The organism is Pseudomonas sp. LD120, from assembly GCF_009861525.1.
In the GTDB taxonomy this organism is placed as follows: Bacteria; Pseudomonadota; Gammaproteobacteria; order Pseudomonadales; family Pseudomonadaceae; genus Aquipseudomonas.
This window is the reverse complement of the sequence record NZ_WVHL01000002.1, coordinates 681,523-697,586: the sequence shown is the minus strand read 5'-3', so window position 1 is coordinate 697,586 and position 16,064 is coordinate 681,523. Positions and strand designations below refer to the sequence as shown.

The following is a 16,064-nucleotide window of genomic DNA, read 5'->3' as shown; positions in this document are numbered from 1 at the left end:
TCAGGGCGGCGCAGGAGATTTTGTCCCGCCGCTCAGGCTTGTGCTTCATGCAGTTGAGCGTAGGCCTCGGCCTCCAGTTCACCGCTGCCGGTGAGGGCCTGGCCGGCTTCGTTGTACAGGGCAAAATCGTGCTGCAGGCCGCCGACGCTGGCCGCGCCATCCAGGCCCAGCAGTAGGGTGTAGAGCTGGTCGCTGAGGGCGCAGTCGAGCAGTGCCAGCACCTGGGCCTGCTGCTCGGCGGGCAGCGCCAGGTCGCGTAGCCGTGCAGCGGCGCTGGACGTCGGGGTGGTTTGGAGGCTGTGCAGGTAGTGCTGTTTTTCGGCGATCCAACTGGCGACCAGGGTCTTGGCATTCATGGGAGCTTCACTGTTCTGTCGAATGGTATCGGGCCTGATCAATCTGCCAGCGCTGCTTGAGCTGCTACAGGCTGCCATCGTTTTTCATCGCCTCCAGGGCCCGCTGCCAGCAGGCCACGTGGGCCGCATCGACCTTGGGCGAGAAGGCGATGTAGGCGTCCTGGTGCATCAGCGGCATCTGGTAGCGCAACTGTTCGAAGGGTAGGCCCACATTGCTGGCAAAGGTACTGACGCTCATGGTGTCGGCGACCACGTAGTGTACGCGGCCGATCTGCAACAGGCGCATCATGATTTCCAGGCTGTCGACGCCCCGCAGATTGTCCAGGCCCTGCGGCTTGAGGTGGCTGTAGACCAGCCACTTGCGCGGTACGGCGATCGGATCCCGGGCCTGGCTCAGGTCGCTGATCCGCAGCGCCTGGCTGCTGCGGGTGTACAGCGCGGTTTCGCTCCGCATCAGCGGTCCGACCCATTGGTAGCGCGATTCACGCTCACGGGTGCGCAGAATGATAAACGCTGCGGTGTCGGCCTACTGACTGGCGTCGTGCAGGGCACGCAGCATCGGCTGCAGCTGCACCGTGTCGCCGCTGCGTTGCGCCAGGGCTTGCACCACTTCCACAGCGAAGCCGGTCATGTGCGGGCCCTGTTGAAAGTGCAGCGGCGGGTGGTTGTCGGTCAGCATGCGCAACTCGCCAGCTTGAGCGGTGAGGCTCAACTGCGGCAACAGTGCCTGCAGCATCCATTTCATGCAGTGCCCTTGGGGGAATAAAGCGCAGAGCTGAGTACGACTGGTCGCCGCCTGTCGCGCTAAAACTGCGGGCTCTGTAGCGTGTTTTAGCGGGCCGCGCCAGGGGTGATTTTGTCGTCGGCAGATGGCTGTGCTGCAGGTATCCTGGCGCGGCCTTTGTTGAATGGAATCTGCCCATGTTCACCGCCCTTGTTCATCCCCTGCGAGCCAGTGGCTTGCTGTTCGCTGTCCTGGCCTGTGCCACCGCTGCCCAGGCCAGCAGTTTCGACTGCGCCAAGGCCGCCAGTGCCAGTGAGAGGGCCATCTGCGCCGACCCCTATACCGCCGGGCTGGACAGCCGGCTGGGCAAGGCCTGGACGGCCACCCTGGCCGAGGCCAAGGACCCCAAGGCGCTGCGCCTGGGCCAGCGTGAATGGCTCAAGCAGCGCGACCAGTGCCAGGCCGACCTGGGCTGTCTGCGCAGCCAATACCTGAGCCGGTTGATGGTGCTGCGCTATGTGAATATCCCGTTCAACTGGCAGGGCACCTGGCAGCGGGTTTCGGTCAGCCCGTTCTATGGCGGTGAGTTGGTGATCCGGCGCAGCGGCGAAGCTCGTCTGAGCTTCGACCTGTCGGCCATGGGCGGCGCCCATTCCGGTGCGCTCGCGGGCAAGCTGCAGCTCAAGGGCGGCGAAGCCCGCTACGACGTCAAGGGCTGCAAGCTGCGCTTGACCCCGCGCAACGGCCTGTTGCAGGTGACCCAGGAGGGCGATGCCTTTGCCTGCGGCGCCGGTTTGGGGGTGTATTACGACGGGCTCTACGTGGCCTCCCGGCAAATCCTGGAGAGCCAGTACGATTTGCTGTCCACCGCGCTGGTGCGCACCGAAGAGGAAGACCAGCGCGCGCGCAAGTTGCTGCAACAGGACTACCAGACGCTGCTCGACAGCGGCTCGGTGTTCTCCCAGGACACCTCGGCCGAGCTCAAGGGCGCCGAGGTCACTGAAATGTGGCTGCGAGGGCTGGCCAATACCCATGCGGCGATTTTCGTGCGCGGTGCCAAAGGTGAGTTGTGGGTCGCGCTGCTGGCGCTGGTGGGGCCCCAGGATGAAGTGCGGGTGCGCTACTACACCACCGAGCCGGAGTGGAAGCTGCGCCTGCCGGACGTGGTACAGAGCTGGTACGAGGCGCGCGGCCAGGGCACGCAGTTGCCCCTGGACATGATGCCCTGAGGTCGCGGCGGCCCCCGGCCCAGCAAGGATGGGCCAAGGGCGCCGCAGAAATTTCGCCGGGCGGATGCACCAGCCGGCCGGTGCAACTGCTAGAGTCTCGGCCCTGGCCGCCTGGATGTCCGCCTGAAGGGCGCGGCACTGGCGCAAACCCCCGGTCTGCCGGGCAAATTCCATTGGTTGGTGACGCGAAGCCATTGTGAGCGTCTACGACCTTAGCAAGTGACACTGCCGCCGCCGTTACCGGCGCCTGGCACATTGAAATTGGGAGATTGTGAATGATCATCAAACCCCGCGTTCGCGGCTTTATCTGTGTGACCACCCATCCGGTGGGTTGCGAAGCCAACGTCAAGCAGCAGATCGATTACGTCACCCAGCAGGGCGCCATCGACGCAGGGCCGAAGAACGTGCTGGTCCTCGGCGCCTCCACCGGCTACGGCCTGGCCGCGCGCATCACCGCCGCCTTTGGTTGCGGCGCCAACACCCTGGGCGTGTTCTTCGAGCGCGGCAGCGTTGACGGCAAGCTGGGCACCGCCGGCTGGTACAACACCGCGGCCTTCCACAAGTTCGCCGAAGAAAAGGGCCTGTACGCCAAGAGCATCAACGGCGACGCCTTCTCCGATGCGGTCAAGGCCGAGACCATCGAGACCATCAAGCGCGACCTGGGCAAGATCGACCTGGTGGTCTACAGCCTGGCCGCCCCGCGCCGCACCCACCCCAAGACCGGTGAAGTGCTGAGCTCGACCCTCAAGCCCCTGGGCAAGTCCGTGACCCTGCGCGGTGTCGATACCGACAAGGAAATCGTCAAGGAAACCACCCTGCAGCCGGCGACCCAGGAAGAGATCGACGGTACCGTGGCAGTGATGGGCGGCGAAGACTGGCAGATGTGGATCGACGCGCTGCATGACGCCGGCGTGCTGGCCGAAGGCGCGAAAACCACCGCCTTCACCTACCTGGGCGAGAAGCTGACCCACGACATCTACTGGAACGGTTCCATTGGCGAAGCCAAGAAGGACCTGGACCAGAAAGTCATCGGCATGCGCCAGCAACTGGCCGACCTGGGCGGCGACGCTCGGGTGTCGGTGCTCAAGGCCGTGGTCACCCAGGCCAGCTCGGCGATCCCGATCATGCCGCTGTACCTGTCGCTGCTGTTCAAGGTGATGAAAGAGCAGGGCAGCCACGAAGGTTGCATCGAGCAGGTCTACGGCCTGTACAAGGACAGCCTGTACAACAGCGAGCCGGTGATCGACCAGGAAGGCCGTCTGCGCGCCGACTACAAGGAACTGCAACCGGCGGTACAGGATCGGGTCAAGCAGCTGTGGGACCAGGTCACGAGCGAGAACCTCTACGAGATGACCGATTTCGTCGGTTACAAGCAAGAGTTCCTGCGCCTGTTCGGTTTCGAGATCGAAGGGGTCGACTACGAAGCCGACGTCGATCCGGACGTGAAGATCAGCAACCTGATCCAGCTGTAATCCGCGTCTAGCGTCACCAGGCAGCGCCCCTCCATCGTGAGGGGCGTTGTCGTTTCCGGCCGTGCATTGCCGATAGGCGCCCGCGCCTGCGAGGGCGGGGAATTGCGCAAGATCGTTCAAGCCAGGGGCGTTGCCAAGGTGGCACAGTCAGCGTCCGTCATCTGTGTGCAGGCTGTTATGTCCAGCGTTCTTCTACCCCGTGCCGCGTTTATCCGCGGTGCCATCGCCATTATGCCGCTGTCCCTGGCCACCGCGCCCTGGGGGCTGCTGGCCGGTTCCATGGCCATCGAGGCCAATCTCACGCCGTTGCAGGGCCAGGGGCTGTCGAGCATCGTCTTCGCCGGTGCCGCGCAACTGGTGGCCATCGGCATGCTCAAGGGCGGGGCCGGGATCTTCTCGATCCTCCTGACCACGCTGCTGCTGACCTCCCAGCACCTGCTCTACGGCATGAGTATGCGTTCGGTGATCTCGCCCTTGCCCGGGCGCTGGCGAGTGGGCCTGGGCTTTCTGCTCACCGATGAGCTGTTCGCCTTGACCAGCGCCCACGACAAGCAGCAGTTCGACCGCTGGTACGCCCTGGGCGTGGGCCTGACCTTCTACGTGGCCTGGAACCTGTTCACCTTGCTGGGCATCGTGCTGGGCAAGAGCATTCCCGGCCTGGAACACCTGGGCCTGGACTTTTCCATCGCCGCCACCTTCATCGCCCTGATCACGCCGCTGGTGCGCAATGTGCCCACCGTGGTCTGTGTCGCGGTGTCGCTGTTCTGCTCGGTGCTGTTCAGCTACTGGCAGTGGGGCTCGGCCCTTGTGTTATCGGGCCTGGCGGGGATGAGTGCGGGTTTTGTCTGCAACAAACTGTATCGGGGGCAAGCATGATGGTCTGGGCAGTCATCTTCGGCATGGGCCTGTTGGTCTTTCTCAATCGCTACGTGTTTCTCGAACCGCGCCTGCCGCTGCGCTTGAGCAGCAATGCCCGGCAGTTCCTCGGCTTTGCGGTGCCGGGCATGCTCACGGCCATCTGCGGGCCGATCGTGTTCATGCCCGACCACCAGTTGAATCTGCACTGGGACAACCCCTACCTGCTGAGCTCGCTGGTGGCCATCGTGCTGGTGATCTACACCCGCAATACCCTGCTCAGCATGCTGCTGAGCATGGGGTTCTTTTTCCTTCTGCGCTGGTGGCTCTGAAGCAGGATTGCGGTAGCCTGTGCAGCTTTCGGCACAGGCCGACCTTCAACCGCAACGGATGCATCGGATGAGCGACTTTCCCCACGACATCGACCTGGACGCGTTCTGGGACCATGACCTGAGTGCCAAGATCAGGCAGCCAGCCCCCAGCGACGAGCTGATCGGCGAAGTGCAACAACTCCTGGGCTACCGGCTGCCGGCATCCTATGTGGCCTTCATGCGCCGCTACAACGGCGGTCGCCCGAACCTCACGTGTTTCCCCATGGGGGATGACTACTGTGAAATCGACAGCTTCATCAGCATCGGTGTTACCCCGGGCCGCTCCCTGGGAGGCCGGCTCGGCAGTCGTTTCAGTATCGAGGACTGGGGCTACCCGGACCTGGGGGTGTACATCTGCGATTGCCCGTCCGCCGGGCACGACATGATTGCTCTGGACTACAGCGAATGCGGCCTCGAGGGTGAACCTCGGGTGGTGCATGTGGACCAGGAGGGCGACTACGCGGTGACCGTGCTGGCGCCGAACTTCGAGGCCTTTGTCCGCGGCCTGGTGTCCTGGGAGGTCTACGACACCTCGGAGCAGGATTACCAGGACGACCTGGACAAGGTCGCCAGCGCGCCGTTCTCGCCGCTGCTGGAGGCGCTGCTCGAACACTTTCGCGATGTGCCCGACCTGGGGCCGCTGATCCGCCAGATCGCCCTGCGCATCGTCCGGGACAAGCGCTACTTTGCCTTGCACGCCGACCCATTGTCGCAACTGCTGTATGACCTGCAGTTCTGGCTGTACCAGAACCGCCACCCGGTGACGAGCGAAGAACAGTACCTGGAGGCCTACCGCGAGATGATCGCCTTCGCCAAGGGCTTCGGCACCGGCGGTTACGCCCCGGATTTCATCCGCGACTGGTTCCGCGCGCGGCTGGCGGACGGTCATATGCGTCAGGCGGCGGGCGGGTTTGCCCTGACCCCGGGGTACCGCGCGCAGTTGCTGGAACAATTGTCGCAGTTTCGTCCCACCGGCCCACACACTCAGGAGCAGTCATGAGCGAGGAGTCGATCCGTATCACCGCCGAACAGACCCTCTCCGACAACTGGTACGTGCTGAAGAAATACAGCTTCGAACTGCGCCGCCGCGATGGCAGTTGGCAGGCCCAGGAGCGTGAAGTCTACGACCGCGGCAACGGTGCGACGATCCTGCTGTACAACCTGGAACGGCGCACGGTGCTGCTGACCCGGCAGTTCCGCATGCCGGCCTTCGTCAACGATCACAGCGGTTACCTGATCGAGACTGCCGCCGGGCTGCTGGACAACGCCAGCCCGGAAGTGCGCATCCGCCAGGAAGCGCAAGAGGAAACCGGCTGCCGGGTGGGCGAGGTGCAGAAGGTCTTCGACGCGTTCATGAGCCCGGGTTCGGTGACCGAGCGGGTGCATTTCTTCATCGGCCATTACCAGGCTGAAGACCGCATCGATGAAGGCGGCGGGCTGGAGCACGAAGGCGAAGACATCGAGGTCCTGGAACTGGATATCGACCAGGCCCTGGACATGATCCAGCACGGTGCAATTGTCGACGGCAAGACCATCATGCTCCTGCAGTACCTGCAGTTGCATGTGCTCAAGCCCCGCCGCCTGATGGTGCTGGTGATCGGCCTTTGTCCAGGGGAATGCGGCGCCGATCCGGCCCAGGCCCTGGTCCTGGAACACTGCGCGGCCCAGGTGCTGGCGGCGGGGCATATTGCGCTGTCGGCAGCCTGGCTGGGTCTGCCCGCCGCGCCGATGGCAAATTCCAGCGTGGTCAAGGATGGCGCGCGCGACGAGCGCTTCAAGGCCCAGGCCGAGCGCTTGCTGGAACGCTGCGATGCGGTCCTGCGTGTCGGCGGCGCCTCGACCAGCGCCGAGGCCGTGGTGGACATGGCCCTGCGGCTGGGGCTGGACCTTTACCACCAGGTAGAACAATTGCCCGTGCTGGCCCCAGGGGGCTTGGGCGCTTGATTGTCTGGCGCGGACTCTGGCGCACAGGCCGCGCCAGGTCCCGGTGCCGGCCCATGGCAACTGCAGAACCCGCGTATTTCAGGGCTTGTCTTAAGGACTAGCGGGAAAATAGTGTCTATCGTCATAAGCAAGGGCGAGCCTCTTCAAGGACCGTGTTGAGGCTGGATCTTGCTGGTTGGGTTGTCGTTATGGCGCCAGGAGCACTATGGAAAATCTTGTTCTTGATCCGTCACCTGGGCGCAGTCTTTCTAATCAGGCGCTGACCCGGGCCACCTTGCTGGGGTGCTCGGGGCTGCTGCTGGCGCTGTTTCTATTCGCCAGCGTGCTGCTGGTGTACATCGCCCTGGATCAGAACCTCACCGCTGAGCAGCACAACCGCCTGGACATCGAAAAGGCGTTGCAATCGTTCGACAGCAACGCTCGAGTCACCCTCAAGGACTACGCTCTGTGGGGCGATGCCTACCAGCACCTGCACCTGAACGTCGATCTGGACTGGGCCTTCACCCGACAGAACTTCGGTCCGAACCTGTACCGCGAACTGGGTTTCGACGGGGTGTTTGTGATCAACCCGGCGGGTCGTACCGTGTACGCCTTGGTGGCCGGCCGTCCGCAGTCGGTCGACGCCCGCGACTGGCTGGGAGCGTCGTTGGCGGCGCTGGTGGCGGATGCCCGTGGAGCGGGGGCGGGCGAGGTGGTCGGCCGTTACTTGTCGGTTGCCGGCACGCCGGCTTTGGCGGTGGCCAATGTGCTGAGTCCTGGCAACGATCCTCAAGTGCGTGCCGATAACGGCCTGCAGTCGGTGTTGATCTTCGTCGCCCGGCTCGACCCGGCGCGGTTGTTGGCCCTGGGGCGGACCTTGGACATCGAGCAATTGCAACTGGCCCACGCCGGACAGGCCGACGCGCTGCCCACCCTGGACTTGCCCGATGGCGCGGGAACCCTGCAATGGCATCCGGCGCTGCCGGGCCATCAATTGTTGGTGCTGGTGATACCGCTGTTGCTGCTGGCCGGGCTGCTGATAGGGCTGCTGGCCCTGTTTTTATTGCGCCGGGCCGCCACCGCGGCGCGGGTGATGGATGCCCAGGTTCAGGCCCTGCATGCCAGCCGTTGTGCCTTGGCTTCCAGCGAAGAGCGCTTTCGTGATGTCGCTGAGGCAGCGTCCGACTGGATCTGGGAAGTCGACCCACAGCTGCGCTTCACTTACCTCTCCGAGCGTTTCGAGGTGCTCACCGGGCTGACCCGCCAATCGGCCTTGGGGCTGGAGATGGATCAGCTGCTGAGCCCCGAGCAGGGATCGTTGCGCAGTTGGTTGGGCGACCCGGAACGGCGCTCCCAGGCGGTGCTGCAATGTGCTTATTTGGATGGCGACGGGCAGTCACGGGTTTGCCGTCTTTCGGTGCGGGCCATGGCCGCCGGGGGGTACCGCGGCACCGCCAGTGACATTACCGAGGAAGTCGCGGCGCGTCGGCGAGTCGAGTACTTGTCCCTGCACGATGCCCTCACCGGGTTGGCCAATCGCACTCATATGCAGGAGTTTCTGGAAGGCAAGTTGCAGGCCATGCCCACCTTGCAAGAGCCGCTGTTGATGCTCAGCGTCGACCTTGATCGCTTCAAGCCGGTGAACGATCTGTTGGGACACGCCGCAGGTGATCAGGTGCTGCACGAAGTGTCCCAGCGTCTGGCGCACTGTTTGCGCGGTGAGGATCTGGTGGCTCGGGTCGGCGGTGACGAATTTGTCCTGGTGGTGCCGGGGCAGGTGGCTGCGCTCGAAATCGAAGGCCTGTGCCGCCGGCTGATCGAGCGTATCGAAGCGCCGTTCTACATTGCCGAACATGAGGTGTTCATCAGCGCCAGCATTGGTATTGCCCGAGCCCCGGCGGACGCGGTGCAGGCCGAAGAACTGCTGCGCTTCGCCGATATTGCCCTCTATGAGGCCAAGGCCGCGGGGCGCAGCACCTGGCGTTTCTATGCCGCGGACATGAACGCGCGGATCATCGAGCGGCGTCAGTTGGAGCGTGACCTGCGCCATGCCATCGAGCAGGATCAGTTGATACTGCAGTTCGAGCCACGCTTTCGCCTGTCTGATCGGCAACTGATCGGTGCCGAAGCCCTGGTGCGCTGGCAGCATCCGCGGCGCGGGCTGTTGGGGCCGGAAGTCTTCCTGCCGATTGCCGAAGACACCGGCCTGATCCTGCCGTTGAGCAACTGGGTATTGCAGGCCGCTTGCCGAGCGGCCCGCGCCTGGCCGGAGCGCCTGCTGCTGGCGGTGAAACTGGCACCCGCTGAGTTCCAGCGCGGGCAGTTGCTGGCGAGGACCGCTGCGGTGCTCAAGCAGAGCGGTTTCGAGCCGTCGCGCCTGGAACTGCAAATGACCGACAAGGTGCTGCTCGACGACAGCCGCCATGTGCTGACCATCATGCAGGGGCTCAAGTCCCTTGGGGTCCAACTTCTGATCGATGACTTCGGCACCGGCTACTCGGCACTGCAATACCTGCAGACCTTCCCCCTGGACGGCCTGAAGATCGACAGCAGTTTCGTCGCCCGGCTGCACCACAATGATGCCGGCCGTTCGATCGTCGAAGCGATTGTCAGCCTGGGGCACGCGCTGGCCTTGCGGGTGGTCGCCGAAGAGGTGGAAACCCCGGAGCAGCTCAGGGTGTTGCGCGACATTCACTGCGATGAGGTGCAAGGCGCGTACTTGGGGTCGCCGCTGGACCAGGAGGCGCTGCTGGCGCTGTTCGGCGAGGCCTCTCGGGCCTCGCGGTCGATCACCTGAAAGCGCTCCGGGCTGGTGCTCGGCTCGGCGACGCCTCAGTGCGCTGGCGCGGCTTGATGCTCCTGGCGGATCGGCAGCTCGACGCGAAACGTGCTGCCGACGCCGGGCTGGCTGTGCACGCTGATCTGCCCGCCGTGCTTCTGGACGATTCCATAGGACAGCGACAGACCCAGGCCCGTCCCTTGGCCCACCGGCTTGGTGGTAAAGAACGGGTCGAAGATCTTCGCCAGATGCCCTTCGTCGATGCCGCAGCCGGTGTCGCTGACTTCCAGCCAGACCCGGTCGCCTTCGACGCCGTTGCGCAGGGTGATGGTGCCGCGTTCAGGGCCGATGGCCTGAGCCGCGTTGACCACCAGGTTCATCACCACTTGATTGAGTTGCGAGGGCAGGCACTCGATTTCCGGTAGCGGCTGGTAGTCGGTGACCAGGTCGGCCTTGTACTTGAGTTCGTTGGCCACGATGTTCAGGGTCGAGTTGATGCCCTGTTGCAGGTTCGCCAGTTGCCATTGCTGATCGCTGTCGACCCGGGAGAAGTTCTTCAGGTCCTTGACGATCTGCGCCACCCGGCCGATGCCTTCCTTGGACTCCTTGATCAGCACCGGAATGTCCTCCTGGAGGAAGTCCAGATCGATGCTCTCGCGCAGGCTCTGCAAGCGCTTACGCAACCCCGGATCATTGATGGCTTCCTCACTCTGGCGGTAGGCACTGAGCATCTGGTTGAGCTGCTGCAGATAGCCCGCCAGGCTGCCAAGGTTGGAGGAGACAAAGCCGATAGGGTTGTTGATCTCGTGGGCGACCCCGGCAGCCAGTTGGCCGAGGGAGGCCAGCTTTTCCGATTGCACCAGCTGGTTTTCCAGCTGCTTGCGTTCGTCAATCTGCAGTCGCAGCGCCGCGCCAGCCTGTTTCAGATCCTCGGTACGCTGTTCCACCAGGTGCTCCAGGTGGTGCATTTGCAGAAGTGCGCGGGCGGTCATCTCCCACTTGCTGGTCAGGGTGCTGGCCATCTGCTGGACTTCGATGTTGTCAAAGGGCTTTTTCAGGATCAGCAGGCGATGGTGCCCTTGCAGGCGTTCCAGCAATTCCTCCCAGGAGTAGTCGGTGTAGGCGGTGCAGACCACCACTTGCAGTTGGGGATCCTGCTGCCAGAGTCGCTCTACGGTCTGTGCCCCGTCCCAGCCCCGGGGCATGCGCATGTCGACGAACGCCAGGGCATAGGGGCGTCGCTGTTCCTGGGCCTGGCAGACCATGGCCAGGCCTTCCTCGCCGCCGTAGGCCGAATCTAGCTCGAAAGGCTGCTGCCGGGGCCTGACCTGGGCGCCGAACAGTTGCGCCTCCAGGTCGTCCAGGCTGCCGTCGTCCGTCTGCGGCGGGGTGAGGATCTTGCGAAAGTCATCGTGGATCGACGGGGTATCGTCGATCAGCAGGATTCGGCGGTTGCTCAACTCGTCCATCATGGGGCCTCAGCGTCGATCAGCGGGACTTCCAGGGTGAAGGTGGCCCCCAGGCCAGGGCCATCGCTGTGCACTTTCAATTGTCCACCCATCTCCATGGCGGCCAGGGCGCAACTGTGCAAACCGAAGCCATGGCCGTCCTTGCGGGTGGTGAAACCGTGGGTAAAGATCCGCGTCAGGTTTTCGGCGGGAATGCCTTCGCCTTCATCCTTGACGCTGATGCTCAGGGTCTGGTCGTCCACCACCCTGGCGCTCAGCGTCAGGGTGCGGGGATGGTCGTCGAGCTTGGACATGGCGTACTTGGCGTTGCTGATCAGGTTGACCAGGATCAGCAGCATGCGATGCTTGTCGCCCATCACCAAGGGCAACGGGCTGTAATCCCTGACCACCGTCACCTGGTGCCGGGCCAGGGCCCCGGAGTTCATGCGCAGGGCGTCGTCCATCAGCTCGGCGATGCGCAAGGGCTCGATCAACCGCTGCGCTCCGGCATAGGACTGCTGGGTGGCGACGATTTCCTTGATGTGGTCGACGCTGCGCCCCAACTGTGCCAGTTCTACGCTCATCGTCTGTTGCTCACGGGCAATCGCTTCGACCAGTTGATTGAGGTAGCCGGGGAGCAATTGGCCTTTGTCGTCCATGGTGAAAAAATGCCCGAGGTCATCCTGATGCTGGTTGATCAGTTGCATGGCCTTGCCCAATCCCAGGGTCTTGCTGGTGCGAATTGTACGGCTGAGGATTTCGCTGGAGATGTTCACGCTGTTGAGCACATTACCGACGTTGTGCAGGACATTGCTGGCAATTTCCGCCATGCCGGCCTGACGCGCGGTGCCCAGCAGCTCACGCTGCGTATCCTTGAGTTCCCGGGTTCGCTCCTCGACCCTGAGTTCCAGGTGTTCATTGGCGCTCTGCAGGGCACCGTTCACGCGGCGGATCACGGCGTAGCTGCGTACCAGCCTGACGGCCAGGTAGAGGATCAGCATCACCAGCAGGGCGGCGAACAGCAGCAGGTACTGATGAGCCTGCTGGTCCTGCTGGTCGGCCTGGAACTGATCCTGATTGAGCTGGCGGGTGATGTCGTCCAGGCGCAGGGCGATCGGGATCGAGGTGATCCGCTCCAGCAGGTCGTTGACCACCGGCTGCTCGCGCAGGATCAGCGAGACATGGTTGCTGAGAATATCCACCGGTTCGTGCAGCGGTTCGGGCAGGCGTTCCTTATTGACCGCCAGCTTGCTCAGCCCGACGAGGATGTCCGCGGCCTTGTCGTCGCTGGAAACCTGGGCGAACTCCAGGCTGCTGAGCAGCAGGTCATAGGTGTCGATGGCAATGTTCTGTTCCAGCCGCACGTCGTCGTCAAGGCCGGCCAAACGGCGCTGGATATCGTCTTCGGCGGTGGGCAGGAACGCCAGGGAATTGCGCAGTACCGAGTTGTGGGACTTGAAACGCTCCACCAGGCTGGCCTTTTCCTTGAACGCCTTGATGAACGCCTGATGGCTGGCTTTCCAGGTCGCCGGGTCATTGTGCAGCTGCTCCGGTTGCGAGAGCTGATCGAATTGGTTCCACAGTTGGTTGATTTCCTGCACCGGCATGACCAGCGGATCGTAGTTGTGGCTGATGGCGATCCGTGCCTTGAGCACCTCGGTTTCCCATTGCGCGTTCAACTGTTTGATGTGGTTGATCAGGTCGCGCGACTGCGCATAGTTCGAGGGTTGGCTGATCACGGTCTTGAGGTAGAGAAAGGCCAGCCCCAGCACCAGACCGAGGGTCAGCAGCGCCAGCAGCAGGATGGGCGAGCGACGGGGTGGCTTCATAGCGGCTTGCCCTGCCATTCGCCGGTCAGGGTCTTGAGAAACTTGACGATCAGGTTGGTGTCCCGGGGGGTGGGCGGACGCCCCAGTTGATACTTGAACATCACCTCCACGGCCTGTTCCAGGGTCGGCGCCGAGCCGTCGTGGAAGTACGGCGCGGTCACCGCGACATTGCGCAGGCTGGGCACCTTGAAGACGTTGCGGTCCTGTTCGTCGCCGGTGACCAGGAAGCGCCCCAGGTCTGCTTCGGTGGGGTTGCCCCGGGCCGCGAAGTAGTCGCCCATGACACCGAATTTCTGGAACATGTTGCCACCGATGTTGACCCCCTGATGGCAGGCGATGCAGCCGTATTCCTTGAATCGCTGGTAACCGTACTTTTCGTCGAGGCTCAGAATGTCGGTGTTGCCTTGCAGGTACTGGTCGAACCGCGAGTTGGCGCTGATCAAGGTCCGCTCATAGCTGGCCAGGGCGTTCTGCACGTTGGCCACGGTGACTCCGTCCTGGTACAGGTCGCTGAAGGCCTGGCGGTAGCTGCTGTCGTCGTTCAAGGTGCGGACCAGCGTTGGCCAGTTGTTGCCCATTTCGATGGGGCTTTGCACGACGTCGTCGATCTGTGCTTCAAGGGTCTCGGCGCGGCCGTCCCATAATTGACGGAAGTTCAGCGCGGCGTTGAACACGCTGGGAGCATTGACCCGGGTGAGTTGTCCCTTGATGCCCAGCGACTTGGCCTGGGTGTCGGCCCCGCCCTGGTCCAGGTGGTGGCAACTGGCGCAAGACAGGCTCTGGTCCTGGGACAGGCGTGGTTCATTGAACAGCCGGCGTCCAAGTTCGACTCGCTTCGGGTCCATGGCCGGTGCGGTGGGCAGCGGCTTGAGCGGTTCGTCCAGTGGCGCGGCTGTGGCGCTCAGGCTGATGCTGAGTCCGATGCCGAGCAGCAGGTGCAGAGGCGTGCCCAGGTGGCGGCGCTGGAGGGGGCGGATGTGTTCACTGTTCGCGGTCATGGTCCGTCCCTTGAAATTGTGGCTGGCGCATGTCAATCAGGCGGCTGAAGTCCACGGCCGGTAGGGCCTTGCTGAAGTAGTAGCCCTGGGCTTCTTCGCAGCCTTGCTGCTGGAGAAAGGTCAGTTGCTGGAGGGTTTCCACGCCCTCGGCGATGACCTTCAGGTTGAGGCTGCGGCCCAGGTTGATGATGGCGTTGACCAGTACCGCGTCCTTGTGTTCGTGGCTCAGGCCCTGGACGAAGGACTGGTCGATCTTCAAGACGTCCACCGGAAACTTGCGCAGGTAGCTCAGGCTCGAATAACCAGTGCCGAAGTCGTCGACGGCCAGGCGCACGCCCAAGGCCTTGATCGCCAGGAGGGTGGCGAGGGTGGCCTCGACGTTCTGCATCAGCACGCTTTCGGTGATCTCCAGCTCCAGCAATGCCGGGTCCAGGGCGTTGGCAGTGAGCGCGCTGTGCAGGTGTTGGAGCAGTTGCGGCTGGCGGAAATCGCTGGCTGAGAGGTTGATGGACAACGGCACCCGAGGCAGGCCGGCGTCCTGCCAGGCTCGGCACTGGCGAGTGGCCTCACCCAGCAGCCACTGGCTGATGCGGGTGATCAAACCACTGTCTTCGGCCACCGGAATGAACTGGTCTGGGCTGATCCAGCCCTGTTGTGGATGCTGCCAGCGAATCAGTGCCTCGGCGCCGACTACCCGGCCCGAGGCCAGATGGATTTTCGGCTGGTAGTGCAGATGGAATTCCTGGCGCTCCAGGGCCTGGCGAATCCCTGATTCCAGGTATTGCTGTTGCCGGGCCCGGTGAGTCATGTCTTCGGTGAAGAGGCCGTAGCTGCCGGGTGCCTGTTCCTTGCTGGTGCGCATGGCCATTTCGGCCTTCTTGATCAGCGACAAAGGATCCTGGCCGTCCTCGGGGTACAGGCTGATTCCCAGGCTGGCCGTCACCCGCAGGCTATGCCCGGCGATGTCGTGCAACTGGCTGACGGTGGCCAGGAGTTTTTCCGCCAGGGCGCGGACCTGGGCGGGGCGCTGCTGGTCGGGGAGCAGCACCACGAATTCGTCGGAGCCGTAGCGGAATACCGAGTCCGACTCGCGCATGTCCTGCTGCAGAGCGCGAGCGGTTTTTTTCAGCAGTTCATCTCCGGCCGGATACCCCAGGGCATGGTTGATCCGCTTGAAGCGGTCGAGGCCGAAGAACATCACCGCCAGTGGCTGGTCATAGCGGCGCGCCCGGGCCATGGCCTGGCCCAGGCGATCGCCCAGCAGGGTACTGGAGGGCAGCCCGGTGAGGGCATCGTAGTGCAGCAGGTGCGAGACCTTGAGCAACTCGGCAACCCGTCCTTCAATGGTTTGTTGCAGGTCGTCCAGTTTCTGCCGGGCGTCCCTGGCCATCTGCCACTTCCAGGTCAAGGCACTGGCCATCTGGCGGATTTCCAGGCTGTCGAAGGGCTTTTTCAGGATCAGTAACTGATCACCAAACGCCAAGTGTTGCGCCATCGCCTCCCAGGAATAGTCGGAATAGGCGGTGCACAGGGTGATCTGCAGGTCTGGGTCGGCTCTCCACAATCGCTCGATGGTTTCCAGGCCGTCCCAGCCGGGCGGCATGCGCATGTCGATAAAGGCCAGGGCATAGGGCTGGCCCAGGGTCAGGGACGACTCGACCCTGGCCAGGGCTTCGTGGCCTTGAAACACCGAGTCGAGGGTGAAGGGAGGCAGATGGGATAGGGGGCTGGTGCTGCCGAACAACAGTTGTTCAGCCTGGCTCAGGTCCGGCGCCTGGCACGGTACAAGGATCTTGTGGAAGTCTTCATGGATCGCCGGGCTGTCATCAACAATCAGGATCCGCCGGTTGACCCGCCCCGTAGACTTCGAGGCATCTTGTTTTTTTGTCTGCGCGTCACTGCCAGCGTCCATAGACCTTCCCTGGTGCCCTGAACCCGCGTTTCAACGCTGTTAGCATAGTCACGGCGAACGCCTCGGGAGATGTTTTTTTCGGCGGGCGGCCCGGGCGTGAAAATGGGGAAAACTCATCTAGGATTGTCTGGGAAATCCCACCGCTGCCAACACTTCGTGAGCACGGTC

Annotated in this window: 12 protein-coding genes and 1 pseudogene; 7 read left to right on the top strand and 6 right to left on the bottom strand. The window is 63.4% G+C overall.

All coding sequences use genetic code 11. The features are described from left to right. Positions 1-32 precede the first annotated feature (32 nt). Both PLD_RS06075 and PLD_RS06070 read right to left on the bottom strand, forming a co-directional pair. Positions 33-356: a hypothetical protein gene (locus PLD_RS06075; protein WP_159890787.1), complete on the bottom strand. Its 324-nt coding sequence runs from the start codon at positions 354-356 to the stop codon at positions 33-35. A gap of 64 nt (positions 357-420) precedes the next feature. Next, positions 421-1,101 (bottom strand): annotated as a pseudogene (locus PLD_RS06070) (substrate-binding periplasmic protein). A gap of 176 nt (positions 1,102-1,277) precedes the next feature. Here PLD_RS06070 and PLD_RS06065 point away from each other — a divergent pair. The 7 genes from PLD_RS06065 (at position 1,278) to PLD_RS06035 (ending at position 9,727) form a co-directional block, all read left to right on the top strand. Continuing rightward, entirely contained in the window at positions 1,278-2,309 is a 1,032-nt protein-coding gene (locus PLD_RS06065) for a lysozyme inhibitor LprI family protein (protein WP_159890785.1), read from the top strand. Positions 2,310-2,584: 275 nt separating this feature from the next. Next, positions 2,585-3,781: an enoyl-ACP reductase FabV gene (gene fabV / locus PLD_RS06060; protein ID WP_159890783.1), complete on the top strand. Its 1,197-nt coding sequence runs from the start codon at positions 2,585-2,587 to the stop codon at positions 3,779-3,781. Positions 3,782-3,958: 177 nt separating this feature from the next. Next, on the top strand, positions 3,959-4,657 hold the full coding sequence (locus tag PLD_RS06055) for an AzlC family ABC transporter permease (RefSeq protein WP_159890781.1): 699 nt from the start codon (positions 3,959-3,961) through the stop codon (positions 4,655-4,657). Further along, positions 4,657-4,968: an AzlD domain-containing protein gene (locus PLD_RS06050; RefSeq protein ID WP_177431221.1), complete on the top strand. Its 312-nt coding sequence runs from the start codon at positions 4,657-4,659 to the stop codon at positions 4,966-4,968. The genes PLD_RS06055 and PLD_RS06050 overlap by 1 nt, the downstream gene beginning before the upstream one ends. 67 nt (positions 4,969-5,035) lie before the next feature. After that, on the top strand, positions 5,036-6,007 hold the full coding sequence (locus tag PLD_RS06045; protein WP_159890779.1) for an SMI1/KNR4 family protein: 972 nt from the start codon (positions 5,036-5,038) through the stop codon (positions 6,005-6,007). Then, the gene (locus tag PLD_RS06040) at positions 6,004-6,951 is read left to right on the top strand and encodes an NUDIX domain-containing protein (RefSeq protein WP_159890777.1); all 948 of its coding nucleotides are present in this window, start codon (positions 6,004-6,006) and stop codon (positions 6,949-6,951) included. Before PLD_RS06045 ends, PLD_RS06040 begins: the two co-directional genes overlap by 4 nt. A gap of 205 nt (positions 6,952-7,156) precedes the next feature. Then, positions 7,157-9,727, top strand: coding sequence for an EAL domain-containing protein (locus tag PLD_RS06035; protein WP_159890775.1), 2,571 nt, complete (start codon positions 7,157-7,159; stop codon positions 9,725-9,727). 35 nt (positions 9,728-9,762) lie between these two features. On the opposite strand, the gene PLD_RS06030 is transcribed toward PLD_RS06035, so the two are convergent. The 4 genes from PLD_RS06030 to PLD_RS06015 are packed head-to-tail and all read right to left on the bottom strand — an operon-like array spanning position 9,763 to position 15,896. Continuing rightward, positions 9,763-11,178, bottom strand: coding sequence for an ATP-binding protein (locus PLD_RS06030; RefSeq protein WP_159890862.1), 1,416 nt, complete (start codon positions 11,176-11,178; stop codon positions 9,763-9,765). After that, positions 11,178-12,986 (bottom strand): DAHL domain-containing protein, encoded by a 1,809-nt coding sequence (locus PLD_RS06025; RefSeq protein WP_159890774.1) that lies wholly within the window; start codon positions 12,984-12,986, stop codon positions 11,178-11,180. The genes PLD_RS06030 and PLD_RS06025 overlap by 1 nt, the downstream gene beginning before the upstream one ends. Then, positions 12,983-13,984, bottom strand: a complete 1,002-nt coding sequence (locus PLD_RS06020; RefSeq protein ID WP_159890773.1) for a cytochrome-c peroxidase — start codon at positions 13,982-13,984, stop codon at positions 12,983-12,985. Before PLD_RS06020 ends, PLD_RS06025 begins: the two co-directional genes overlap by 4 nt. Further along, entirely contained in the window at positions 13,968-15,896 is a 1,929-nt protein-coding gene (locus tag PLD_RS06015; RefSeq protein WP_159890772.1) for a GGDEF and EAL domain-containing protein, read from the bottom strand. The genes PLD_RS06020 and PLD_RS06015 overlap by 17 nt, the downstream gene beginning before the upstream one ends. Between the last annotated feature and the right edge of the window lie 168 nt (positions 15,897-16,064).

Bases quoted from the DNA above. Each gene is read 5' to 3' on its own strand.
- PLD_RS06075 (WP_159890787.1), bottom strand. From the start codon at position 356: ATGAATGCCAAGACCCTGGTCGCCAGTTGGATCGCCGAAAAACAGCAC.
- PLD_RS06065 (WP_159890785.1), top strand. From the start codon at position 1,278: ATGTTCACCGCCCTTGTTCATCCCCTGCGAGCCAGTGGCTTGCTGTTC.
- fabV (WP_159890783.1), top strand. From the start codon at position 2,585: ATGATCATCAAACCCCGCGTTCGCGGCTTTATCTGTGTGACCACCCAT.
- PLD_RS06055 (WP_159890781.1), top strand. From the start codon at position 3,959: ATGTCCAGCGTTCTTCTACCCCGTGCCGCGTTTATCCGCGGTGCCATC.
- PLD_RS06050 (WP_177431221.1), top strand. From the start codon at position 4,657: ATGGTCTGGGCAGTCATCTTCGGCATGGGCCTGTTGGTCTTTCTCAAT.
- PLD_RS06045 (WP_159890779.1), top strand. From the start codon at position 5,036: ATGAGCGACTTTCCCCACGACATCGACCTGGACGCGTTCTGGGACCAT.
- PLD_RS06040 (WP_159890777.1), top strand. From the start codon at position 6,004: ATGAGCGAGGAGTCGATCCGTATCACCGCCGAACAGACCCTCTCCGAC.
- PLD_RS06035 (WP_159890775.1), top strand. From the start codon at position 7,157: ATGGAAAATCTTGTTCTTGATCCGTCACCTGGGCGCAGTCTTTCTAAT.
- PLD_RS06030 (WP_159890862.1), bottom strand. From the start codon at position 11,178: ATGGACGAGTTGAGCAACCGCCGAATCCTGCTGATCGACGATACCCCG.
- PLD_RS06025 (WP_159890774.1), bottom strand. From the start codon at position 12,986: ATGAAGCCACCCCGTCGCTCGCCCATCCTGCTGCTGGCGCTGCTGACC.
- PLD_RS06020 (WP_159890773.1), bottom strand. From the start codon at position 13,984: ATGACCGCGAACAGTGAACACATCCGCCCCCTCCAGCGCCGCCACCTG.
- PLD_RS06015 (WP_159890772.1), bottom strand. From the start codon at position 15,896: ATGGACGCTGGCAGTGACGCGCAGACAAAAAAACAAGATGCCTCGAAG.